The sequence below is a fragment of the Aerosticca soli genome (assembly GCF_003967035.1).
Classification (GTDB): domain Bacteria; phylum Pseudomonadota; class Gammaproteobacteria; order Xanthomonadales; family Rhodanobacteraceae; genus Aerosticca; species Aerosticca soli.
The window spans coordinates 2,526,449-2,549,638 of record NZ_AP018560.1 but is presented as its reverse complement, the minus strand read 5'-3'; the positions used below and the strand labels follow the sequence as shown (position 1 = coordinate 2,549,638).

23 protein-coding genes are annotated in these 23,190 nt (G+C 67.8%); 20 read left to right on the top strand and 3 right to left on the bottom strand.

All coding sequences use genetic code 11. The annotated features are described in order from the left end of the window. Position 1: 1 nt before the first annotated feature. From flgJ to ALSL_RS11895, 5 genes are all read left to right on the top strand, one after another. Positions 2–1,003 (top strand): flagellar assembly peptidoglycan hydrolase FlgJ, encoded by a 1,002-nt coding sequence (gene flgJ / locus ALSL_RS11915; RefSeq protein WP_126539463.1) that lies wholly within the window; start codon positions 2–4, stop codon positions 1,001–1,003. Positions 1,004–1,025: 22 nt separating this feature from the next. Then, the gene (flgK, locus tag ALSL_RS11910) at positions 1,026–2,900 is read left to right on the top strand and encodes a flagellar hook-associated protein FlgK (RefSeq protein WP_126539461.1); all 1,875 of its coding nucleotides are present in this window, start codon (positions 1,026–1,028) and stop codon (positions 2,898–2,900) included. A gap of 20 nt (positions 2,901–2,920) precedes the next feature. Further along, a complete protein-coding gene (flgL, locus tag ALSL_RS11905) occupies positions 2,921–4,153 on the top strand; it encodes a flagellar hook-associated protein FlgL (protein WP_126539459.1) in 1,233 nt (410 codons plus the stop codon). Positions 4,154–4,237: 84 nt separating this feature from the next. Beyond that, positions 4,238–4,675 (top strand): energy transducer TonB, encoded by a 438-nt coding sequence (locus ALSL_RS11900; RefSeq protein ID WP_126539457.1) that lies wholly within the window; start codon positions 4,238–4,240, stop codon positions 4,673–4,675. Between the two features lie 127 nt (positions 4,676–4,802). Continuing rightward, on the top strand, positions 4,803–5,813 hold the full coding sequence (locus tag ALSL_RS11895; protein ID WP_126539455.1) for a class I fructose-bisphosphate aldolase: 1,011 nt from the start codon (positions 4,803–4,805) through the stop codon (positions 5,811–5,813). A 100-nt stretch (positions 5,814–5,913) separates the two neighbouring features. On the opposite strand, the gene ALSL_RS11890 is transcribed toward ALSL_RS11895, so the two are convergent. After that, positions 5,914–6,564 carry an outer membrane protein gene (locus ALSL_RS11890; RefSeq protein ID WP_126539453.1) on the bottom strand — a complete coding sequence of 217 codons (651 nt, stop codon included), beginning with the start codon at positions 6,562–6,564 and terminating at the stop codon, positions 5,914–5,916. A gap of 315 nt (positions 6,565–6,879) precedes the next feature. Between ALSL_RS11890 and tkt the strand changes: the two genes are divergently transcribed. Beyond that, positions 6,880–8,883: a transketolase gene (tkt, locus tag ALSL_RS11885; protein ID WP_126539451.1), complete on the top strand. Its 2,004-nt coding sequence runs from the start codon at positions 6,880–6,882 to the stop codon at positions 8,881–8,883. 75 nt (positions 8,884–8,958) lie between these two features. Here the strand turns inward: tkt and ALSL_RS11880 are convergent, their stop codons facing one another. Next, positions 8,959–10,137 (bottom strand): phosphoglycerate kinase, encoded by a 1,179-nt coding sequence (locus ALSL_RS11880; protein WP_126539449.1) that lies wholly within the window; start codon positions 10,135–10,137, stop codon positions 8,959–8,961. A gap of 182 nt (positions 10,138–10,319) precedes the next feature. Here ALSL_RS11880 and maiA point away from each other — a divergent pair, with 182 nt between their 5' ends. Next, positions 10,320–10,979: a maleylacetoacetate isomerase gene (gene maiA, locus ALSL_RS11875; protein ID WP_126539447.1), complete on the top strand. Its 660-nt coding sequence runs from the start codon at positions 10,320–10,322 to the stop codon at positions 10,977–10,979. Between the two features lie 4 nt (positions 10,980–10,983). Here maiA and ALSL_RS11870 read toward each other — a convergent pair whose 3' ends face one another. Further along, positions 10,984–12,096, bottom strand: a complete 1,113-nt coding sequence (locus tag ALSL_RS11870) for a PilT/PilU family type 4a pilus ATPase (RefSeq protein ID WP_161970960.1) — start codon at positions 12,094–12,096, stop codon at positions 10,984–10,986. An 88-nt stretch (positions 12,097–12,184) separates the two neighbouring features. On the opposite strand from ALSL_RS11870, the gene ALSL_RS11865 reads away from it, so the two are divergent. The 13 genes from ALSL_RS11865 (at position 12,185) to atpA (ending at position 23,013) form a co-directional block, all read left to right on the top strand. Next, a complete protein-coding gene (locus tag ALSL_RS11865) occupies positions 12,185–12,787 on the top strand; it encodes a DUF4398 domain-containing protein (protein WP_126539445.1) in 603 nt (200 codons plus the stop codon). Beyond that, the gene (locus ALSL_RS11860) at positions 12,784–13,383 is read left to right on the top strand and encodes a hypothetical protein (protein WP_126539443.1); all 600 of its coding nucleotides are present in this window, start codon (positions 12,784–12,786) and stop codon (positions 13,381–13,383) included. The genes ALSL_RS11865 and ALSL_RS11860 overlap by 4 nt, the downstream gene beginning before the upstream one ends. A gap of 266 nt (positions 13,384–13,649) precedes the next feature. After that, the gene (locus ALSL_RS11855; protein ID WP_126539441.1) at positions 13,650–13,877 is read left to right on the top strand and encodes an HP1242/YdcH family protein; all 228 of its coding nucleotides are present in this window, start codon (positions 13,650–13,652) and stop codon (positions 13,875–13,877) included. A 130-nt stretch (positions 13,878–14,007) separates the two neighbouring features. Continuing rightward, a complete protein-coding gene (locus tag ALSL_RS11850) occupies positions 14,008–15,378 on the top strand; it encodes a pyridoxal-phosphate dependent enzyme (protein ID WP_126539439.1) in 1,371 nt (456 codons plus the stop codon). A 49-nt stretch (positions 15,379–15,427) separates the two neighbouring features. Further along, positions 15,428–17,257: a glutamine--fructose-6-phosphate transaminase (isomerizing) gene (glmS, locus tag ALSL_RS11845; protein ID WP_126539437.1), complete on the top strand. Its 1,830-nt coding sequence runs from the start codon at positions 15,428–15,430 to the stop codon at positions 17,255–17,257. 11 nt (positions 17,258–17,268) lie between these two features. Further along, positions 17,269–18,057, top strand: a complete 789-nt coding sequence (locus ALSL_RS11840) for a sulfite exporter TauE/SafE family protein (protein WP_126539435.1) — start codon at positions 17,269–17,271, stop codon at positions 18,055–18,057. A gap of 70 nt (positions 18,058–18,127) precedes the next feature. Beyond that, the gene (locus tag ALSL_RS11835; protein ID WP_126539433.1) at positions 18,128–18,517 is read left to right on the top strand and encodes a phasin family protein; all 390 of its coding nucleotides are present in this window, start codon (positions 18,128–18,130) and stop codon (positions 18,515–18,517) included. 213 nt (positions 18,518–18,730) lie between these two features. Continuing rightward, a complete protein-coding gene (locus ALSL_RS11830; RefSeq protein WP_126539430.1) occupies positions 18,731–19,099 on the top strand; it encodes a hypothetical protein in 369 nt (122 codons plus the stop codon). 5 nt (positions 19,100–19,104) lie between these two features. Beyond that, positions 19,105–19,944 (top strand): F0F1 ATP synthase subunit A, encoded by an 840-nt coding sequence (gene atpB, locus ALSL_RS11825; RefSeq protein WP_126539428.1) that lies wholly within the window; start codon positions 19,105–19,107, stop codon positions 19,942–19,944. A gap of 66 nt (positions 19,945–20,010) precedes the next feature. Continuing rightward, positions 20,011–20,286, top strand: coding sequence for a F0F1 ATP synthase subunit C (gene atpE, locus ALSL_RS11820; RefSeq protein WP_126539426.1), 276 nt, complete (start codon positions 20,011–20,013; stop codon positions 20,284–20,286). 81 nt (positions 20,287–20,367) lie between these two features. Then, the gene (locus tag ALSL_RS11815; protein WP_126539424.1) at positions 20,368–20,838 is read left to right on the top strand and encodes a F0F1 ATP synthase subunit B; all 471 of its coding nucleotides are present in this window, start codon (positions 20,368–20,370) and stop codon (positions 20,836–20,838) included. A gap of 3 nt (positions 20,839–20,841) precedes the next feature. Next, a complete protein-coding gene (locus tag ALSL_RS11810) occupies positions 20,842–21,375 on the top strand; it encodes a F0F1 ATP synthase subunit delta (protein ID WP_126539422.1) in 534 nt (177 codons plus the stop codon). 87 nt (positions 21,376–21,462) lie between these two features. Next, on the top strand, positions 21,463–23,013 hold the full coding sequence (gene atpA, locus ALSL_RS11805) for a F0F1 ATP synthase subunit alpha (RefSeq protein WP_126539420.1): 1,551 nt from the start codon (positions 21,463–21,465) through the stop codon (positions 23,011–23,013). Positions 23,014–23,190 lie beyond the last annotated feature (177 nt).

Genomic DNA, 23,190 nt, shown 5'->3' with positions numbered 1-23,190 from the left:
CATGGCCACGCCGCTCGACAGCGCCTTGCAGAACGTCGGCACCTGGACGCAGCTCTCCGGGTTCGATGCCCTGCGCAGCGCCGCCCGCAGCGACGGTGCGTCGGCGCTGCCGGCGGTGGCGCGGCAGTTCGAGTCGATCTTCACCCAGATGATGCTGAAGTCGATGCGCGAGGCCAATGCCAGCCTGGGCGAGGCGCTCGGCGACAGCCAGGCCGGCCAGGCCTGGCGCGATGTCTTCGACCAGCAGCTGGCGCTCAGCCTGTCCGGCACCGGCAAGGGGCTGGGCATTGCCGACATGCTGGTGCGCCAGCTCGGCGGCAAGCTGCAGCAGGCCGCTGCGGTGGATGCGAGCGGCGGCACCGGCGGCGGCGCGGCGGACGAGGGCGATCTCGGCGATCCGGCCGCGCTGCCGGCCAATGCGGACGAGTTCCAGCGCCGGCTGGCGGCGGTGATCGAAAGCGGCCGCGAAGTCGGCCGCAGCGCGATGAAATGGTTACCGCAGGATGCCCGCGAATTCGTCCACGCGCTCGCGCCCTATGCACAGGCGGCGGCGAAGAGGCTCGGCCTGTCGGTGCGCACCGTGCTCGCCCAGGCCGCGCTGGAGACCCAGTGGGGCCGGCACATGCCGCGCGCGGCGGACGGCTCGACCAGCTTCAACCTGTTCGGCATCAAGGCCGGCGGCAACTGGGACGGCCGCAAGGTCAGCGTGCCGACGGTGGAATACGAGGACGGCGTGGCGGTGCGCAAACGCGCGCAGTTCCGCGCCTACGATTCGCCGGCGCAGGCGTTTGCCGACTATGCCGAACTGCTCGCCTCCAACCCGCGCTATGCCAAGGCGCAGGGTCACGGCGACGACGTCCACGGTTTCGCCCGTGCGCTGGTCGCTGGCGGCTACGCCACCGACCCCGCCTATGCGCGCAAGATCGCCGCCATCGCCGACAGTGAGGTCATGCGCGATGCGCTGGCTTCGCTCAAGGATGCCGGCCAACTGCCGACTGATTGATCGTTAGCCTCGGAAACCGCCCATGTCCAGCCTGTTCAGCATCGGCACCTCCGGCCTCAATGCCGCGCAACTGGGCTTGAAGACGGTCGCCAACAACATTTCCAACGCCGGCACCGACGGCTACAGCCGCCAAAGCACGATCCAGGTGGAACGGCCCGGCCAGTATGCCGGCCGCTATACCGTCGGCAGCGGCGTGGACGTGGTCGCGGTGCAGCGCGCCTACAGCCAGTACCTGACCACGGCGCTGTGGAACGCCAATAGCGGCCTGCAGAACGCCACCACCGCCAATGCGCTCGCCTCCACCCTGAACGGGGTCTTCTCCGGCAGCGGCGATCTACAAGGCGCGCTGGACGATTTCTACGCTGGCTTCAGCACCGTCGCCAACGCGCCCGGCGATGCCGGCGCGCGCCAGTCGCTGCTCGGCGAAGCGGCCGCGGTGACCCAGGTATTCAACACCCTGAGCGGGCAGTTCGACCAGCAGCGCAGCCAGCTCAACGGACAGATCAGCGATACCGTCGCCGACATCAACGGCACGGTCGACAAGATCGCCGCGCTCAACCTCAAGATCGCCCAGGCCGGTGCCAGCGCGCCCAACGACCTGCTCGACCAGCGCGACGGCCTGGTCAAGCAGCTGGCCGGCTATACCGGCATCAGCACCGCCAGCCAGCCGGACGGCACCTTGAGCATCTACAGCAGCTCGGGCCAGGTGCTGGTGAACGGCGGCTACGCCTATGGCTTCAAGACCGGCACCGACGTCTACGATGCCGGCCGCACGGTGGTGCTGGATGCCGCCGGCAACGACATTTCCAGCCGTCTGAGCGGCGGCAGCCTGGGCGCGCTGCTCGACTATCGCAGCCAGGTGCTGGACCCGGCCCAGAACGCCCTCGGTCGCGCCGCGCTGGCCTTGGCCGGCAGCGTCAACGCCCAGCAGGCCAAGGGGCTGGATCTCAACGGCCAGCAGGGCGCGCCGATCTTCAGCGTGCCGGCTCCGGCGGTGAGCGCCTCCACCCGCAACACCGGGGGCGCCACGGTCGGCGCCTCGATCAGCTATCTGAGCCAGCTCACCGGCGCCGATTACGTGCTGACCCGCACGGACACGGGCTGGACGCTGGCCACCAGCGACGGACAGAACGTCAGCTTGAGCAGCAACCCCGACGGCTCGCTGTCGGCCGCGGGGCTCACCTTCAACGTGAGCGGCACGGCCGCGAGCGGCGACAGTTTTTTGATCCGCCCCACCCGCGCGGCGGCCGGCAAGCTCGCCGTGGCGATGAGCGATCCTTCCCAAATCGCCGCCGCCGCGGCATTGACGGTGACGCCCGCTTCATCCAACACCGGCAGCGCGGTGGGTTCGATCGAGGTCGCGGACGCCGGCAACGCCAATCTGTTTGCCGGAGCCACGCTGACTTTCAATTCGGCCACCAACTACACCATTACCGACGCCTCTGGTAACCCGGTTGGCGGTGGCACCTACACCAGCGGCTCACCGATCACCTTCGACGGCTGGAGCCTCAATCTCACCGGCACGCCTGCCGCCGGCGACAGCTTCACGGTCGGCAAGAACAGCGCCGGCCTCAACGACAACCACAACGCGCTGGCGCTGGCCGCGCTGGCCGACGGCGGCGTGCTGGATGGCGGCAAGACTTCGGTGGTGGACGCCTATGCCGCGCTCACCAACCAGGTCGGCAATGCCGGCAGCCAGGCGGCGAGCAGCCTGACCACGCAGACCAGCCTCTACAACCAGGCGCTGGCCGCGCAACAAAGCGGCGCCGGCGTCAACCTGGACGAGGAGGCGGCCAGCCTCATCAAATACCAGCAGGCCTACCAGGCCTCGGCCCAGGTGATCGCCACCGCGCAAAGCCTGTTCACCAGCCTGATCAGCGCGGTCCAGACCCGCTGACCTTCCACCGGGACGCCGCCATGATCCGTCTTTCCACCAGCCTCATGTATCAGCAGTCGCTCAACAGCATGCTCGGCACGCAGAGCATGGTCAGCGCCACCCAGGGGCAGGTGAGCAGCGGCAAGCGCATCAGCGTGCCGTCGGACGACCCCGCTGGGGCCTCGCGGGTGGTCGCGCTCGATCACGCCATCGCCCGTGCCGGCCAATACAGCGCCAACATCGATGGTGCCACGGCGCGGCTCTCGGTCGAAAGCACTACGCTGGACGCCTTCAACACCCAGCTCGACCAGGCCCGCTCGCTGGCCCTGCAGAGCATCGACGGCACGCTCTCCGCGAGCGACCGGCACGCGCTCGCCGCCCAGCTCGTGCAGATTCGCAGCCAGCTCGTCTCGCTCGCCAACACGGCCGACGCCAACGGCAACCCGCTGTTCGCCGGCACCGCCAATACCCACCAGCCCTTCGTGCTCGCTGCCGACGGTACGGTGAGCTATGCCGGCAACGGCGCCGCCCAGGAAACCGTCATCGGTGATGGGCTGCGCCTGGCCAACAGCGATCCGGGCGATGGCCTGTTCATGCGGCTGCCGGCCGGCAACGGACAGTTCGTCGTCGCTGCCGGCCCCGGCAACACCGGCACGCTGCTGGTCGGCGCCAGCGCCGTGGTCGACGCCGCCGCCTGGCAGGCCGCCAATGCCGCGGGCGCGGCGGACTACTCGATCAACTTCAACGGTTCCGGCCAGTGGACGGCGACGGATGCACAGGGCAACGCCCTCCTCGATGCAAACGGCAACCCCATCGGCGGGACCTACACCGACGGCGGCAGCATCACCTTCAACGGCCTCACGATCCAGCTCTCCGGTACGCCGTCGGCAGGGGACACGCTGGAAATCAAGGCCGGGCAGCAGCAGGACGTCTTCAGCGCCATCAGTAACATCATCGGCGCACTCAACAATGACGGCTTGAGCGATACCGCCCGCACCAATCTGCTCAACCGGCAGATCGAATCCATCGACAGTGCCCAGGGCCACCTGCAATCCGTGCAGGCCGATGTCGGCAGCCGGCTGAGCCGCATCGCCGATCAGAAAAACGCCTATGCCGACCTGACCCTCACCCTCAAGAGCACCCTGTCGGATGTCCAAGACACCGACATGGCCAGCGCGATCAGCCAGCTGATGCTGCAGTCGACCGCGCTGCAGGCGGCCCAGCAGACCTTCGCCAAGGTGCAGGGCATGAGCCTGTTCGATTACCTCAAATAAGCCTTGCCGGGACGGTGTCGGCGGCGATGGGGGCGATTACACTGCAGCATCCTTGCCAACCCTCGAACCGTCGGGAGACCTGCCATGCAAGCGTCGCGTGTATTTCGCCCCCTGCTGCTTTCGGCCCTGGTGCTGGCCGCCCCCGCCTGGGCGCAGAACCTGCGCAAGGTCGATCCGGAGCATCTGCCGCAGTACTGGGTGATGATCAAGCAGAGCGTGGACGTGGACATTCCCAACAGCGGCGTCAATCTCGACAAGCCCGGCTGCGCGGCGATCAGCTACACCATCGGCACCGACGGCGTGCCGCGTGATCTCAAGATCGAGAAGGTGGTGCCGCCCGGCGATCTCGGCCAGGTGGCCTTGAGCGCGGTGAAGAACTTCCGCTACGGCCCCACGCTTGCCAACCGCATCAACGAGCCGGTACGCACGTACTACGTGGTGCCTTTCAATGCGCCGCCGGGTCCCGACGGTCAGCGCCAGGTCATGGCGCCGTGCCGCTTGACCGGCTACGGCACCCCGTAACGGCGCGAAAACCGGCCGCGGACGGCGCGGCTATAATCGACCGGCTCACCGAATCGGCCGCATGCCACCTTCGGCATGCCGGCTTCCGCCAGGCGCGCGTGGCGCGCCGACCCCAGGGAGTTTGCGCATGAGTATCGAAGATCTGGAAAGCGTCGCGCTGGCGCTGGTGGCCCCGGGCAAGGGCATCATCGCCATCGACGAGTCGACCAACACCATCAAGAAGCGGTTCGAGGCCGTCGGCATCGAGAACACCGAGGAGAACCGCCGCGCCTATCGCGAGCTCCTGCTGACGGCGCCCGGCCTCAGCGAGCACATCTCCGGCGCCATCCTGTATGACGAGACCATCCGCCAGTCGACCCGTGACGGCGTGCCGTTCACCGAGGTCATGAAGAAGGCGGGGATCATCCCCGGCATCAAGGTCGACAAGGGCACGGTGCCGCTCGCCGGCTTTCCGGGCGATGTGGTGACCGAGGGCCTGGACGGCCTGCGCGAGCGGCTCGCCGAATACGTCAAGCTCGGCGCGCAGTTCGCCAAATGGCGCGCGGTGATCGGCATTTCCGAGCAGAACCCGAGCTCGACCGCGATCGAGGCCAACACCCACGCGCTGGCGCGCTATGCGGCGCTGTGCCAGGAGGCCGGCCTGGTGCCGATGGTCGAGCCGGAAGTATTGATGGACGGCGACCACGACATCGAGACCAGCTACGAGGTGCACGAGGCGGTGCTGCGCAGCCTGTTCAACGCGCTGTACGAGCACAACGTGCTGCTGGAGGGCGTGATCCTCAAGGTCAGCATGGTGATTCCGGGCAAGGACGCGGCCGAGCAGGCCAGCGTCGAGGAAGTGGCCGAGGCCACCGTGCGCGTGCTCAAGAGCACCGTGCCGGCCGCGCTGCCGGGCATCGTGTTCCTCTCCGGCGGCCAGAGCGACGAGCAGGCCACCGCGCATCTCAATGCGATGAACCGCATCGGGCCGCATCCCTGGCCGCTGTCGTTCTCCTACGGCCGCGCCATGCAGCAGGCCGCGCTCAAGCTGTGGGCCAAGGACATGCGCGGCAACTACGCCGAAGCGCAGAAAGTGGTGGCCCAGCGCGCGCGCGAGAACGGTCTGGCCGCGCTCGGCCAGTGGCAGCCGGGCAAGTAATCCCCGCACCATAGCGGGCGTTGGACAGCAAAAAGCCCGCCAGCAAAAAGGGACGGATGCCCCGAGGCATCCGTCCCTTTGCGTTTTGCCGTGTGCTGCTTTAGAAGCGGTATTCGGCGCTGGCGGTCAGCGTCTGCGTGTCCATGTGCACGCGGGTGCCATCCCACTGGCCGTTGACCATCTTGCGGTCGCGGTTGACCTGGTAATAGTCATAGCTCACGCCCACGCTCCAGTGCTGGTTGATGTCCCAGCCGGCGCCCAGGCCCGCGTAGTAGCCGATGTTGTGGTTGAAAGTGCGACGCACCGGATCATGCGAGTCGGAAAGGCCCGAGCCATGCGCATCGAACACACCCGCGCGCAGGTTCATGTACCACTCGGGGCTGAAGTTCCAGCGCAGCGCGGCGCCCAGCGTGCCGCCACGCAAGTCCGAACGGGTCTCGCTGGTGCCGCCCTTGGCATGGTAGGCATCGCGATAGCTTTGCCCCGCATCCTGCTTGCCGAGATAGACATAACCCAGTTCGGCGCCGATCGACAGCTCATCGCTGACCGCCCAGCGGTAACCACCGGTGAGGCTGCCGGCATAGTTGGAACCGTTGTAGGGGCCCTTGCCGATGTAGCTCACGCCGAGGCCGCCATCGACATACCAACCCTGCCGGGCCTTCTGGACCGGCGCCTGATCTTGCGCGCAAACGGAAGCAGCACCAGCCGCACCAGCGACCGCCAGGGCGATGGCAAACAGCGTCTTTTTCATGGGGGAACTCCTCTATCGTTCTTTTTGAGCATCGCGCCACGGACCGGGGGTTCGGCACCGTGTCGCGTCGGCCCGCTGTTGCGGACGCGCCCATTAAATCGAAGTGATCCTGAAGGCTTTCAATACCGGCCAGTACAGGATTAAGCCGAAGTTAAGACAGCCGTCAGCATCGGTCCGCGCAGGGCTTGATGCGTGTGCTTCACGCAAGGGTGCGCATGCTCGTGCACTGCATCGGCTGCCGTTCGCGCGCAAGAGGCTAAGGGCGACAGCGGCAGACCGATCGCCGACAATAGGTTTTTTTGGAGGAGTCAGCCGATGCCCACCCGCCGCGAACTTGCCAATGCCATACGCGCCCTGGCCATGGATGCCGTGGAGGCCGCCAAGTCCGGTCATCCCGGCATGCCGATGGGCATGGCCGACATCGCCGAAGTGCTGTGGAACGATTACCTCAAGTTCAATCCCGGCAACCCGCTGTGGCCCGACCGCGACCGCTTCGTGCTGTCCAACGGTCACGGCTCGATGCTGCAGTACGCGCTGCTGCACCTGACCGGCTACGACCTGCCGATCGAGGAGATCAAGCGCTTCCGCCAGCTGCATTCCAAGACGCCCGGCCATCCGGAAGCCAGCGAAACGCCCGGCGTGGAAACCACCACCGGACCGCTCGGCCAGGGCTTTGCCAACGCGGTCGGTTTCGCGCTGGCCGAGAAGCTGCTCGCCGCGCATTTCAATCGGCCGGGGCACGTCATCGTCGATCACCGCACCTGGGTGTTCATGGGTGACGGCTGCATGATGGAGGGCATCTCGCACGAGGCCGCTTCGCTGGCCGGCACCTGGGGCCTGGGCAAGCTGGTCGCCTTCTACGATGACAACGGCATTTCCATCGACGGCGAGGTCAAGGGCTGGCTCACCGACGACACCCCGGCGCGCTTCGAGGCCTACGGCTGGAAGGTGATCCGCGCCGTCGACGGCCATGATGCCGACGCGATCAAGCAGGCGATCGAGCAGGCCATCGCGCAGCAGGAAAAACCGACGCTGATCTGCTGCAAGACGGTGATCGGCTACGGCGCCCCGCACAAGCAGGGCAAGGAGGAAAGCCACGGCGCGCCGCTCGGCAAGGACGAGGTCGCCGCCGCGCGCGAGCGACTCGGCTGGAAGTATCCGCCGTTCGAGATCCCGGACGAGATCTATGCCGCCTGGGACCATCGCGCCAAGGGCGCCGCCGTCGAGCGCGATTGGCAAAACCGCTTCGCCGCCTACGCCAAGGCTCATCCGGACCTCGCCGCCGAATTCGAGCGCCGCCAGCGCGGCGAACTGCCCGCCGACTGGGCGGCCAAGACGCAGGCCTACATCGAGAAATTGCAGGCCGAGGGACCGGAAGTGGCCTCGCGCAAGGCCTCGCAGATGGCGCTCGACGCGTTCGGGCCGCTGCTGCCGGAACTCTTCGGCGGCTCGGCCGATCTGGCCGGCTCCAACCTCACCCTGTGGAAGGGCAGCGTGCCGCTGGCTTCCGACAATGCCGCGCAGGCCAACTACGCGCACTACGGCGTGCGTGAGTTCGGCATGAGCGCGATCTGCAACGGCATCGCCCGGCACGGCGGCTTCATTCCCTACGACGCGACCTTCCTGGTGTTCTCCGACTACGCGCGCAACGCGGTGCGCATGAGCGCGCTGATTCCCGCGCAGGTCGTGCACGTCTATACCCACGACTCGATCGGCCTCGGCGAGGACGGCCCGACCCATCAGCCGGTCGAGCACCTGGCTTCGCTGCGGCTGATTCCGGGCAACCGCGTGTGGCGGCCGTGCGATGCGGTGGAATCGGCGGTGGCCTGGCGGCAGGCGATCGAGCGCAAGGGCCGGCCGAGCTGCCTGGTGTTCTCGCGCCAGACGCTCAAGCATCAGCCGCGCAGCGCCGAGCAGATCGCCAACATCGCGCGTGGCGGCTACGTGCTGTCCGACCCGCTGGACACGCGCTTCAAGGCGATCCTGATCGCCACCGGCTCGGAAGTCGGGCTGGCCACCGAGGCCGCGCAGGCGCTCGCCCAGCAGGGCGTGCCGGTGCGCGTGGTGTCGATGCCGTGCACGGAAGTGTTCGACGAGCAGCCGGCCGAATACCGCGAAGGCGTGCTGCCGTCCTGGTGCCGCGCGCGGGTGGCGGTGGAGGCGGCCAGCGCCGACTACTGGCGCAAGTACGTGGGCCTCGACGGCGAGGTGATCGGCATGACCAGCTTCGGCGCCTCGGCGCCCGCTGCGCAGCTCTTCGAGTATTTCGGCTTCACCGTGGGCCACGTGGTCGACGCGGTCAAGCGCGTCATCGGCTGAGGGCCTTCATCGGCGACACGCAAAAAAGCCGCGGAAAAACCGCGGCTTTTTTGTGGATCGACCGCTGGTGGTGGGTCAGCCGCCGGCGCGGGCCTTGAGTGCCGCCACCGCCGGCAGTTCCTTGCCTTCCAGGAACTCGAGAAAGGCGCCGCCGCCGGTCGAGATGTAGGAGAGCTTGTCGGCGATGCCGAACTTGTCCACCGCCGCCAGGGTGTCGCCGCCGCCGGCGATGGAAAACGCCTTGGACGCGGCGATGGCGCGGGCCACCGCCTCGGTGCCCTTGGCGAAGGCGTCGAACTCGAACACGCCGACCGGGCCGTTCCACACCACGGTGCCGGCCTTGGCGATCAGTTCCGCGTAGCGTTCGGCGGTCTTCGGGCCAATGTCCAGGATCATCTCGTCCTCCTTGACCTCGTCGATGCCCTTCACCTTGGCCGGGGCCTTGGCGGAGAACTCCGTGGCCACCACCACGTCGATCGGCAGCGGAATCTCGGCGCCGCGCGCCTTGGCCTGCGCCAGCACCTTGCGTGCCGCATCGAGCAGGTCCGGCTCGTACAGCGAATGACCGACCGGGTGGCCGGTGGCGGCGAGGAAGGTGTTGGCGATGCCGCCACCGACGATGAGCTGATCGACCTTGCCGACCAGGTTTTCGAGCAGGGTGAGCTTGGTCGACACCTTGGAGCCGGCGACGATCGCCAGCAGCGGCCGCGCCGGATGTTCCAGCGCCTTGCCGAGCGCGTCCAGCTCGGCGGCGAGCAGCGGGCCGGCCACCGCCACCGGGGCGTACTTGATCACGCCATGGGTGGAGGCCTGCGCGCGATGCGCGGTGCCGAAGGCGTCCATGACGAACACGTCGCACAGCGCGGCATACTTTTTGGCCAGCGTCTCGTCGTCCTTGCTCTCGCCGACATTCATGCGGCAGTTTTCCAGCAGCACCACCTCGCCGGGCGCGACCTCGACGCCGTTCAGATAGTCGCGTACCAGCCGCACCGGCTGACCCAGCTTCTCGCTCAGCCAGCAAGCCACCGGCGCCAGCGAGGAAGCCTCGTCGAACTCGCCTTCCTTCGGGCGCCCGAGATGCGACATCACCATCACCCGTGCGCCGGCGTCGCGGGCGGCGCGGATGGTGGGCAGCGCCGCCTCCAGACGCTGGGTCGAGGTGATGCGGCCGTCTTCGACCGGGACGTTCAAGTCCTCGCGGATCAGCACGCGCTTGCCGCGCAGGTCGATGTCGCTCATGCGGGGAATGCTCACGGGCTACTCCTTCGAAAAACGGGGGGAAGAGCAGGCGGCAGGGCCGCCCGGGGCGGTCCGCATTGTCCTGCCGCATCCGGGGGGATGCAAACCGCAGCCGACTGCGGATCGGCTCCGGCCGCGCCTGCCTTGCCGGAGCGGCGGGTTATGCTCGTGGCCCCACACGCGGCGCGGAGCGGGCGATGACACACCCCCGGGTGCTCTACGGTTACTGGCGGTCCAGCGCGGCCTACCGCGTGCGCATTGCACTGGCGCTCAAGGGGCTCGACTACACCCACGCGCCGGTGCATCTGGTGCGCGACGGCGGCGAACAGCACAAGGACGCCTACCGCGCGCTCAATCCGCAGGGTCTGGTGCCGTGTCTGGTGGACGGGGCGGCGGTACTGACTCAATCACTGGCGATCATCGAATATCTCGAGGAAGCCTATCCCGCTACGCCGCCGCTCCTGCCGGCCGACGCCGCCGGGCGTGCCCGCGTGCGCGCGATCGCGCAGGCCATCGCCTGCGACATCCACCCGCTCGGCAATCTGCGCGTCCTGAAAGCGCTGGAATCGCGCTTCGGCGCCGACGAGACGCAGCGCGGCGAGTGGGTTCGGCATTGGATCGCCACCGGTTTCGCGGCGCTGGAGGCGATGCTCGCCGGCAGCGCCGCGACCGGCCGCCATTGTCACGGCGACATGCCGACCCTGGCCGACGTCTGTCTGGTGCCGCAGGTCTACAACGCCAGACGCTGGCAGCTCGACCTTGCGCCCTATCCGACCCTCGAGCGCATCGACGCCGTCTGCCGCGCGCTGCCCGCCTTCCAGGCGGCGGCGCCGGAGGCCCAGCCGGACGCCCGTTGAGGCTTCAGAACCCCAGCCCGTAGGGATCCTGCCCGGCCAGCGCGGCGTTTTCGCCGGCGCCCTCGGACAGGCGCACCTTGAGCGCCAGGCCGTCGCGCGAATCGGCCTTGGCCAGCGCCTCCTCGAGCTCGATGCGACCTTCCTTGTAGAGCCGGTAGAGCGACTGGTCGAAGGTCTGCATGCCTTCCTGCAGGCTGCGCTCCATCGCCTCCTTGATCTCGTGGATCTGGCCGCGGCGGATCATGTCGCGGATCAGCGGCGTGTTGAGCAGCACCTCGGTGGCCGGCAGCCGGCGGCCGTCCTTGCCGGTGACCAGGCGCTGGCTGATCACCGCCTTGAGATTGAGCGCGAGGTTCATCAGCACGTTCTTGTGCGCCGATTCGGGAAAGAAGTTGAGGATGCGCTCCAGCGTCTGGTCGGCATTGTTGGAATGCAGCGTGGCCAGGCACAGATGCCCGGTCTCGGAGAAGGCGATCGCCGCTTCCATCGTCTCGGTGTCGCGGATCTCGCCGATCATGATCACGTCCGGCGCCTCGCGCATCGCGTTGCGCAGCGCCTCGTGGTAGCTGTGCGTATCCAGCCCGACTTCGCGCTGGTTGACGATCGAGCGCTTGTGCCGGTGCAGGTATTCGATCGGATCCTCGATGGTGAGGATGTGCCCGGGACCGCTCGCGTTGCGGTGGTCGATCATCGCCGCCAGCGTGGTCGACTTGCCCGAGCCGGTGGCGCCGACCACCAGGATCAACCCGCGCTGCTCCATGATCAGGTCGCGGAAGATCGCCGGCAGCTGCAGCTGGTCGATGGTGGGAATCTCGCTCTTGATCGCGCGGATCACCATGCCCACTTCGCCGCGCTGCTTGAACACGTTGATGCGGAAGCGGCCGGCCTCCTTCACCGCCAGCGCCATGTTGAGTTCCAGATCGCGCTCGAACTGCGGCACCTGGCCCTCGTCCATCAGCGAATAGGCGATCTTCTTGACCATGCCGCCGGGCAGGCCGGTGTTGCCGAGCGGATAGAGCCTGCCTTCGACCTTGATGTTCACCGGCGCGCCGGTGGTCAGGAACATGTCCGACGCGCCCTTGTCGACCATGAGTTTCAGGAAATAGCCGATGTCCACGGAGAGATGCCCTTGTGCCTGGATGCGCGTTGCAATGGAAGTTGTCGCCTGCCCACAATACGGGCCGATACCGTTCGAGGAATGCCCGATGGCGCACACCTTTGGTCCGCCGGCCGTACGCTTGCCGCGCAAGCTTATCGGCCGGGCGGCGCGCAGCTTGACCCTCGTCGCCTTGCTCGCGCTCGCCGGCTGCGCCAGCGTGCCGCCTCCGGACGGTCTCTTGAGCCAGGCGCAGGCGCAGATCCAGGCCGCGCGCGACGCCGGTGCCGGCGACTATGCGCCGGTCGACCTCGGCTTTGCCCAGAACAAGTTCCAGCAGGCGCAGGCGGCGATGGCCGCGCATCGCTACGACCAGGCCACTATCCTGGCCGAGGAGGCCAGTGCCGATGCCATGCTCGCCGCGGTGAAGGCCAGGCTTGCCGCCGCGCGCGCGCAACTGCAAGCCAAGCAGGCAGAGAACGCACGCCTGCGCGAGGAAAACGCCCAGGCGCGCCGCGAGGCCGAACAACATGCCGCGCAGCTGCGGGCCGCGTTGGCCGGGCAGGCGCCGGCCGGCGCCGCCTCGGCACTGCCGCCGCCGGAACCGTTGCCGGACCTGCCCGCACCGCCTTCGAGCGTGCTCGATGCCGCTCCGCCCGCGCCGTCTGCATCGTCGCCTTCGGCCCAGCCGCTGCCCGGAGACCAGCCATGAAGACATCCGTGCGCTGTGCCCTCGCGCTGCTCGGTTTCGTCCTCAGCCTGGCCGTGCAGGCCAAGGAGGACATGGACGTGGCCCGGCTCGACAACAGCCTCACCCAGCTGGCCGGCGATCCCAAGCTCGGCATGTATGCGCAGGCCGAACAGGCGCTCGCCCGCGAGGCCATCCAGCGCCTGGCGCAGGCCAGCTCCAAGGACCGCCCGCACGCCCTCTACATCGCCGAGCGGCGCGTCGATCAGGCCCGCGCCGCCGCCGAGCTTGCCGAAATACAACAGGAAATCGCCCAGCTGGACCGCGAACATGCCCAGCTCGTGCTCGAGCGCGCGCAGATCGACGCCGAGGCGGCGCAGCGCGAGCTCGAATTCCAGCGCATGCAGTATCAGATGGCGCAGGAAGAGGCCGAGCGGCTGCGGCTGCAGGGACTGGCCGCCTCGCAGGCGGCCGAGCAGGCGCGCCAGTTGGCCGAGGCCCAGAGCCGGCTGGCCAAGGCGGCCAAGCGCCAGGCCGAGCTCGCCGCGCAGGCCGCCAAGCTGCTGCGATCACAAGTGCAGGGCGGCGACGCGGCCAAGCCCGCCGACAACGGCCCCTGACGGGCGCCGCGTTTTCGCTGAGAGGTGACTTTGGCCTGGGCTTCCGGCGCCTCCCGCCGGCGCCTTGCAAGGCCGGGGGCCTGAGAGTAGCGTCGGACTCGCCCGCGGGTACTTGCCGCGGGGGAAAGACGCCCCAGCCATGCCGCCCATTCCCTCGTCCATGATCTGCCATCGCCCTGCGGGCCTTGGCAGGCGTGTGCATGGCCGCAACTTTCGCACGGGTGCGCGGGGGCCGCGCCCGCATCTGCAACGCGAGGAGGTCGAACATGTTCGAAAACCAGCAGAGCGATGCCCTCGAGGCGTTGATGAAGGCCGATGCCGAGTTCCGCCGGCTCTACCTGCATCATCAGGAGCTCGACAGCAAGGTGCACGATGCCGAGATCGGCGTCCTGCCGATCGATGACGTCACCCTGGCCGGCATGAAGAAGGAAAAACTGCACGCCAAGGAGCGCCTCGAAAAGATGTGGCAGGCGCGTGCGCCCCAGCCGCATTGATCTGCGGTTTTCCCTGTCACCTGAAGGCGGCCCGGAGGCGTACACGCGCGTCCGGGCCGCCGCCGATTCGAAAGCCGGCGGTGGGATTGGGTTGAGTATCATGGCCGGCCAAGGCCCGTCCGGAGTTTCCATGAGCATCCACGCCAGCATCCTCGAACTCATCGGCCACACGCCGATGCTGCGCACCCAGCGGCTGGATGCCGGCCCCTGCGAGCTCTTCCTCAAGCTGGAAAACGCCAATCCCGGCGGCTCGATCAAGGACCGCATCGGCCTGTCGATGATCGAGGGCGCCGAACAGGCCGGCCGGATCAAGCCCGGCGACACCCTGGTCGAGGGCACCGCCGGCAATACCGGCATCGGCCTCGCGCTGGTGGCGCAGGCCAAGGGCTATCGGCTGGTGCTGGTGGTGCCGGACAAGATGAGCCGCGAAAAGATATTCAACCTGAAGGCGATGGGTGCCGAGGTGGTGCTGACCCGTTCGGATGTCGGCAAGGGGCATCCGGAGTACTACCAGGATCTGGCCGCGCGCATCGCCCGTGAGACGCCGGGCGCGTATTTCATCAACCAGTTCGGCAATCCCGACAACCCGCGTGCGCACTACGAGACCACCGGCCCGGAGATCCTCGAGCAGATGGACGGCCGCGTGGACGCGGTGGTGGTCGGCTGCGGCTCCTCCGGCACGCTGACCGGGCTGTCGCGTTTCTTCGCCGAGCATTCGCCGCACACCGAGATGGTGCTGGCCGATCCGGTCGGTTCCATCCTGGCGCAGTACATCAACGAGGGCACGCTGCCGGAAAAATCCGGCAGCTGGATGGTCGAGGGCATCGGCGAGGATTTCCTCCCCACCATCAGCGACTTCAGCCGGGTGAAGAAGGCCTATGCCATCGCCGACCGGGAAAGCTTCCTCGCCGCGCGCGAATTGCTGCTGCGCGAGGGCGTGCTCGGCGGCTCCTCCACCGGCACGCTGCTCGCCGCGGCGCTCAGGTATTGCCGCGAGCAGGCGCAGCCCAAGCGCGTGGTGAGCCTGGTCTGCGACACCGGCAACAAGTATCTCTCGAAGATGTACAACGACTATTGGATGCTGGACAACGGCTTCATCGAACGCGAACGGCACGGCGACCTGCGCGACCTGCTGCTGCGTCCGTTCGCGCGGCGCGACACCGTGGTGGTCGGCCCGGACGAGCCGCTGACCACCGCCTACACACGGATGAAGCTCTACGACGTCTCGCAGCTGCCGGTGATGGACGGCGACCGGCTGGTCGGCATCATCGACGAATCCGACGTGCTGATGCATGTGCACGCCGACGAATCGCGCTTTCGCGATCCGGTCGCCACCGCGATGATCACCACGCTGAACAAGCTCGACGTGCGCTCGCCGATCGAGGCGCTGCTGCCGGTGTTCGACCGCGGCCACGTCGCCATCGTCGTCGACGGCGAGCGGTTCCTGGGCCTCATCACCCGCATCGATCTTTTGAACTACCTGCGCCGCAAGGTGCACTAAGCGCAGGCCGGCCTTCGGCTGCCAACTTTTTTCGAAGGAAGTCTCTCCCATGTGTGGAATCGTTGCCGCCGTCGCCCAGCGCGACGTCGCCCCGCTCCTGATCGCGGGACTCAAGGCCCTGGAATACCGCGGCTATGACTCGGCGGGCCTGGCCGTGCTCGACGGCGGCGTGATCCGCCGCGTGCGCGCCAAGGGCAAGGTGCGCGAGATGGAGGCGCTGTACCTGGCCGATCCCATTCCCGGCGGCACCGGCATCGCACACACGCGCTGGGCCACGCATGGCGTGCCCAGCGAGGCCAACGCCCACCCGCACATCGTCGGCCGGGTGGCGATCGTGCACAACGGCATCATCGAGAACTATGCCCGTCTGCGTGCGGAGATCTCCTCGCGCGGGCATGTGTTCACCTCCGAGACCGATACCGAAGTCATCGCCGCACTGATCGATGCGCGTCTGCACGACGGCATTTCGCTGCGCGAAGCGGTGCAGGCGGTGGTGCGCGAACTGGAAGGCGCCTATGCCATCGCCGTGATCAGCCGCGACGAGCCGGGCCGCGTGGTCGGCGCGCGCCGCGGCGCGCCGCTGCTGGTGGGCCTGGGCATCGGCGAGAACTTCCTCGCCTCCGATGCGCAGGCGCTGATCCAGGTGACCCCGCGCATCATCTATCTGGAAGAGGACGACGTCGTCGAGATCACTCGCGAGAGCGTGCACATCTTTGCCATCGACGGCACCCTCGTGCAGCGCGCCGTGCACGAGAGCGAGCTTTCGGCCGATGCGGTCGAGCGCGGTCAGTACCGGCACTACATGCAGAAGGAGATCTTCGAGCAGCCGCGCGCCGTGGCCGACACGCTGGAGGCGCGCATCCATGCGCACGGCGTGCTGCCCAACGTGTTCGGCGTCGGCGGCGACGAGGTGCTGGCCACGGTGCGCGGCCTGCACATCGTCGCCTGTGGCACCAGCTATCACGCCGGACTGGTCGCCAAGTACTGGATCGAATCGCATGCGCGCCTGCCGGTCAGCGTCGAGGTGGCCAGCGAATACCGCTATCGCGACGTGGTGGTGCCGCCGGACACGCTGTTCGTCGCCATCTCCCAGTCCGGCGAGACGGCCGACACCCTGGCCGCCCTGCGCGAGGCGCGGCGCCGCGGTTACCGCGGCACGCTGGCGGTGTGCAACGTGCCCGAATCCTCGTTGGTGCGCGAGGCCGATCTCAAGCTGATGACCCGGGCCGGCCCCGAGATCGGCGTGGCCTCGACCAAGGCCTTCACCACCCAGCTCACCGCGCTGGCGCTGCTCACCTTGCGCCTGGCCGGCCTCAACGGGATCGACGCGGACCGCTATGCCGCCCTGTGCGCCGAGCTCATGCATCTGCCGCGGGCGATCGACGATGCGCTCGCGCTGGAGCCGGCCATTGCCGAGCTCGCCGCGCGTTTCGTGCCGCGCCAGCATGCGTTGTTCCTGGGGCGCGGCGTGCACTATCCGGTGGCGCTGGAGGGCGCGCTCAAGCTGAAAGAGATCTCCTACATCCACGCCGAGGCCTATCCGGCCGGCGAGCTCAAGCATGGTCCGCTCGCCCTGGTCGACGAATCCATGCCGGTGGTGGCGGTGGCGCCGAGCGGCCCGCTCTTGGAAAAACTCAAGTCCAACCTGCAGGAAGTGCGCGCCCGCGGCGGCGAGCTGTTCGTCTTCGCCGACACCCGCGCCGGCATGGACGAGACGCCGGGAACGGGCGCGCTGATCCGGGTGGACGCCGGCGGCGACTTCATCGCCCCGGCGGTGTTCACCATTCCCCTGCAGCTGCTCGCCTACCACGTCGCCGTGCTGCGCGGTACCGATGTCGACCAGCCGCGCAATCTGGCCAAGTCGGTAACGGTGGAATAGTCCTCGACGGCATGGTTGCGCTCCTCCTGCTGCCGCTGGCCGGCTTTCTGATCGGCGCCCTGGTCGCGCTGCTCGGCGGTGGCGGCGGCATTTTCTATGTCGCGCTGCTCACCGCCGGGTTCGGCATGCCGCTCGAGATCGCCGTGCCGACCTCGCTCGCCACCATCGTGCCGACGACCCTGGTCGCCGCCTATGCCCATCACCGGCGCGGCCACGTGCATTGGCCGATCGGACGGTGGATGGCCGGTGGCGGCGTGATCGGCGCGCTGCTCGGCGCCTGGCTGACCACCGTGATTCCCGAGCCCGTGGCGCGCAAGGGCTTCGCGCTGTTCCTCTTGGTGATGGGCTTTTTCATGCTGCGCGCGCGCTGGCGGCGTCGCCACGTCCACGCGGCCCCCGCGCGTGAGCCCGCGCCGCACTCGCCGCGTTCGACGCCGGGCCGCGATGCCCTGGCCGCGGGCTTCGGTCTCCTGGGTGGCGTCATGGCCGGCCTGCTCGGCATCAGCGGCACGCCGCCGATCCTGGCCGGCTTGCAGTTGCTGGGCTTGCGGGCGGCGGAAATCGCCGGCACCTCCGTGTTCGTGCTGCTGGTGCTGGCGCTGGCCGGCTTCGCCGGGCATCTGCACCTCGGTCATGTCGACTGGCTGCGGGTGCTGCTGCTCGGCGTGGGCACCACGGCCGGCGCCTTCATCGCTCCGCATCTGCTCGGGCTCATCGACGAGCGCCGCATGGAACGGCTGTTCACGCCGATTTTTCTGCTGATGGTGCTGGGATTCGGCGTCTACCTGCTGATCGCCTGACGACATGTTGCAATGCACAATGAAGTGCGTTAGAGTGCAGCCAAGTCATTCAACCGGGAGGTAACCCACCATGGCTCAGCCGCAACTCAACACCCAGCTTTTCTCTTACGCCTGCCAGCTCGTCGAGAGCGTGTTCAAGGCACAGGCCCTGACCCTGCAGAGCCTGGAGCAGATCGCCGACCTGCAGCTGGACGCGCTGGAAAAGCAGTCCACCCTGGCTGGCGATTTCCTCGCCGCGGCCACCGAGACGCGTACCGCCGACGGCCTGCGCGGCCTGTGGGAGAAGGGCATGGCCCTCAACCGTGACAGTGCCGAGCGCGCCGTCAACGTGGCCCGCGAAGTGTTCGCCGTCACCCAGCGTACGGCCCAGTCCCTTGCCGAGCTGGCCAAGCAGCAGCAACAGGCCGCCAAGGATGCCGCGACCGTGCCGCTGACCGAGGCGCGCAAGGCCGCCGCCTGATTCCACCGCTCCCCCTTTCCGGCATCGTCCCTCCCCCTCTTGCGATGCCAGCCAGCCGGCCTTCGGGCCGGCTTTTTTTGTGTTTGCAGCGGCGGACAAGTTGCCGCACCGCGGCGGCTTGTCGCTCAAAAAGCCGGGCTGATATACTTTTTCGACTCAGCGTGGCCTGCCATGAGTCGAGGGGCGGACACCAGCCGCGCGGCGGATACTCCAGTGTTCAATAGTCTTGCGTCCGGTCGGCGGCTGGCCCGTCGGGTTCTGGCGCGGCAGACCATCGCCGCGGTACTGGTGGGTGTGGCGTTCCTTCCCATGGGGGCGCGCGCTGCAGCGGCGGCGATGGTGGCCGCGGGGCTGGTCACGGCGGGAACGGCTTTGCTGTCCGTCAACCTGTTCGCCGCGCCGTCAGGCGCCGCCGTGGTGCTGGGCAGGCTGCTGCTGGGCATGGCGGTGCGCTGGGCCGTGTTGATCGGCGGGCTGGTGGTGATGCTGGGGCCGTTGCGCCTGCCGCCGCTCCCGATCATCGCCGGATTGGTGACGGCCTATGCGGCGCAGGTGTGGATTTCGAGAGACTTCAAGGGTTGAGCGACATGGCGAGTGAACCGCAAGGTGGGCTGACCGCCTACATCACGCACCATCTCACCCACCACACGCTGGTGCTGGGCGATGGCAGCAGTCCGTTCATGCGCATCCACCTGGATACGCTGGTCGTGGCGGCGCTGCTGGGGGCACTGTTCTGCCTGTGGTTCTGGGTCATGGCCCGGCGCGCGACCGCCGGCGTGCCCTCGAAGGGGCAGGCGCTGGTCGAGCTGATCGTCGAGTTCGTCGACACCCAGGTCAAGGACACCTTCCACGGCGACCGGCGCACGGTCACGCCGCTGGCACTGTCCATCTTCATGTGGGTCGCCTTCATGAACGCGATGGACCTGCTGCCGCTGGACGCGCCGGGGTTCCTCGTCAAGCACGTCGCCGGTGAAGAGGCGGCCCATCACACCTTCTTCCGCTGGGTGCCGACAGCCGATCTCAACACCACGCTGGCGATCGCCGTGGCGGTGCTGATCTTGGTCTTTGCCCACGGCATCAAGGCCAAGGGCGCCGGCGGCTTCGGCAAGGAGCTGCTCACCGCGCCATTCCACGCCCACGGCATCGTGGCGCGCATCCTGCTGGCGCCGGCCAATCTCGGCCTCAACCTGATCGAATACTTCTCCAAGCCGGTGTCGCTGTCGATGCGACTGTTCGGCAACATGTACGGCGGCGAGCTGGTGTTCATGCTGATCGCCGGCCTGTTCGCCAGCTGGCTGAGCTTCGTGCCCGGCGTGATCTTCAACACCGCGTGGGCGATCTTCCACATCCTCATCATCCTTTTGCAGGCCTTCATCTTCATGATGCTGACGGTGGTTTACATCGCCATCGCCCACGAGCATCACTGATACAGTGCCGGGCCGTCCTTTTCGCTTGACCCACCCTTAAAGACTGAAAATCCACAGGAGAGCAGCATGGAACTTTACGCACACGTGCAGGGCCTGACCGCGATCGCGATCGGCATCATCATCGGCCTCGGTGCGCTGGGCGCCTGTCTGGGCATCGCCATCATGGGCTCGAAATTCCTCGAGTCGGCCGCGCGTCAGCCCGAGCTGGTGCCGCTGCTGCAGGGCCGCATGTTCCTGCTCGCCGGCCTCATCGACGCCTCGTTCATCATTGGTCTGGCGGTGGCGCTGCTGTTCGCGTTCTCCAACCCGCTGGCGGGCGCGCTGCTCAATCTCGGTCATTGACCCCATGCCGCCGCGGCACGCTTCTTGAGAGAGGGCTGCCGTGGTGGATGTCGCTGAGGCCGTCGGGCCCACGGAACGCGCATGAATATCGACTTGACCTTTTTCGGCCAGCTGGTGTCGTTTGCCATCCTGGTCTGGTTCACCACCCGCTACATCTGGCCGCCGATCAATCGTGCGATCGAGGAGCGGCAGAAGAAGGTGGCCGAGGGGCTGGCCGCGGCCGAAAAGGCGCGCGCCGAGCTCAAAGATGCCGACGCCCGCGTCGCCGAGGAAATCCGCCACGCGCGTCAGCAGGCCGCGGAGATCATCGAACGGGCGCAGGCCCAGGCCAATGGCATGATCGAGGCCGCGCGCGCCGAGGCGACCGCCGAAAGCGAGCGCATCAAGGCGGCGGCCGCGGCCGAGGTGGCGAGCATGCAGCAGCAGGCACGCGAGGAACTGCGTGCCTGGGTCGCACGGCTGGCGGTGCAGGGCGCCGAAAAGATCGTCCAGCGCGAGATCGACGCCAACGCGCACAAGGCAATGCTCGATCAGCTCGTCTCCGGGATGTAAGGCATGGCACAGGTCATCACCCTTGCGCGTCCCTATGCCCGCGCCGCCTTCGAGACCGCGCGGGCGGCGCATGCCCTGGGCGAGTGGTCCGGTTATCTCGCCTTTGCCGCGGCCGTGGCGAGCGATCCGCAGGTGGCGGCCCTGGCGGACGATCCGCGGGTGACGCCCGAGCAGCTGGTCGCGCTGCATCTGCCGCCCGGCGTCGATACCGATTCGCCGTTCGCGCGCCTGCTGCACGAGCTGGCCTCGCGGCACCGGCTGGCCTTGCTGCCGGAAGTGGCTGCGCTCTTCGAGACCTACCGGCGCGAGGCCGAGGCCAAGCTCCTGGTCAAGGTGACCTCGGCGATGCCGCTGACCGAGGAACAGGCCGCGTCCCTGCGGCAGGCCCTCAAGCGCCGCTACGGGCGCGACATCGAACTTGCCTGCGAGGTCGACCCCGAGCTCATGGGCGGCGTGGTGATCGACACCGGCCACGAGGTCATCGACGGCTCGGCCCGCGGACGCCTGGAGCGGCTGGCGGGCGCGCTGATGCATTAACGGACCGCACGCCGGCGCCACGCGGCGCATGCGCCGCAGCGCGGTGATCCGGCGTCTTAAAGGCTTCAACCTTTCGGGAATACGATCATGTCCAGCACCAGTTTGAACCCCTCCGAGATCAGCGAGCTGATCCGCCAGCGCATCGAGCAGTTCAAGCTCAGTGCGGAAGCGCGCAACGAAGGCACGCTGATCAGCGTCGCCGACGGCATCGTGCGCATCCACGGCCTGGCCGACGTGATGCAGGGCGAGATGATCGAGCTGCCCGGCAACACCTTCGCCCTGGCGCTCAATCTGGAGCGCGACTCGGTCGGCGCGGTGGTGCTGGGCGAGTACCAGCACCTGCGCGAGGGCGACATCGCCAAGACCACCGGCCGCATCCTCGAGGTCCCGGTGGGGCCGGAACTGCTCGGTCGCGTGGTGGATGCACTCGGCAACCCGATCGACGGCAAGGGGCCGATCGCCGCTAAGCTGACGTCGCCGATCGAGAAGGTCGCTCCCGGCGTGGTCTGGCGCAAGAGCGTCGACCAGCCCGTGCAGACCGGCTACAAGGCCGTCGACTCGATGATCCCGATCGGCCGCGGCCAGCGCGAGCTGATCATCGGCGACCGCCAGACCGGCAAGAGCGCGCTCGCGGTGGACGCGATCATCAACCAGCGCGACTCGGGCATCTTCTGCATCTACGTCGCGATCGGCCAGAAGCGTTCGTCGGTCGCCAACGTGGTGCGCAAGCTCGAGGAGAACGGCGCGCTGGCCAACACCATCGTGATCGTCGCCTCCGCTTCCGAATCGGCGGCGCTGCAGTACATCGCCCCTTACGCCGGCTGCGCGATGGGTGAATACTTCCGCGATCGCGGCCAGGACGCGTTGATCGTCTACGACGATCTTTCCAAGCAGGCGGTCGCCTACCGGCAGATCTCGCTGCTGCTGCGCCGTCCGCCAGGCCGCGAGGCCTATCCGGGCGACGTGTTCTACCTGCACAGCCGCCTGCTCGAGCGCGCCGCGCGCGTCAACGAGGCCTATGTCGAGAAGTGCACCAACGGTGAGGTCAAGGGCCGCACCGGCTCGCTGACCGCGCTGCCGATCATCGAGACCCAGGCCGGCGACGTCTCGGCCTTCGTGCCCACCAACGTCATCTCGATCACCGACGGCCAGATCTTCCTGGAAACCGACCTCTTCAATGCCGGCATCCGTCCGGCGGTGAATGCCGGCATCTCGGTCTCGCGCGTCGGTGGCGCGGCGCAGACCAAGATCATCAAGAAGCTCTCCGGCGGCGTGAAGCTGGCCCTGGCGCAGTACCGCGAGCTGGCCGCGTTCGCGCAGTTCGCCTCCGATCTGGACGCCGCCACGCGCGCCCAGCTCGATCGCGGTCAGCGCGTGACCGAGCTCATGAAGCAGCCGCAGTATTCGCCGCTTTCCATCGCCGAGCTCGCGCTCTCGCTCTATGCGGCCGAAAAGGGTTATCTGGATGATCTGCCGGTCAATCAGGTGTTGCCGTTCGAAAAGGCCATGCACGCCTTCTTCCACCAGAACCACGGCGAGTTGATGAAGCGCATCGTCGCCACCGGCGACTGGAACAACGACATCGAGGCGGTGTTCAAGGCCGGGCTCGACGAGTTCAAGAAGACCGGCAGTTGGTGAGTCAAGAGGCGGGGACAGAGAGCGCATCGGAAATCGCAACTCACTGCGGCGCGGTACACGCCCGCGCCGCGCTCCATGAATCGAGGTTTACGGCCTTGGGGTCCATGCGGGCATCCTGCCCCAGACAGGTATCGCTGAATAAAATCGGCGATACCCCAGGCAAGCCCCGGTTCGTTT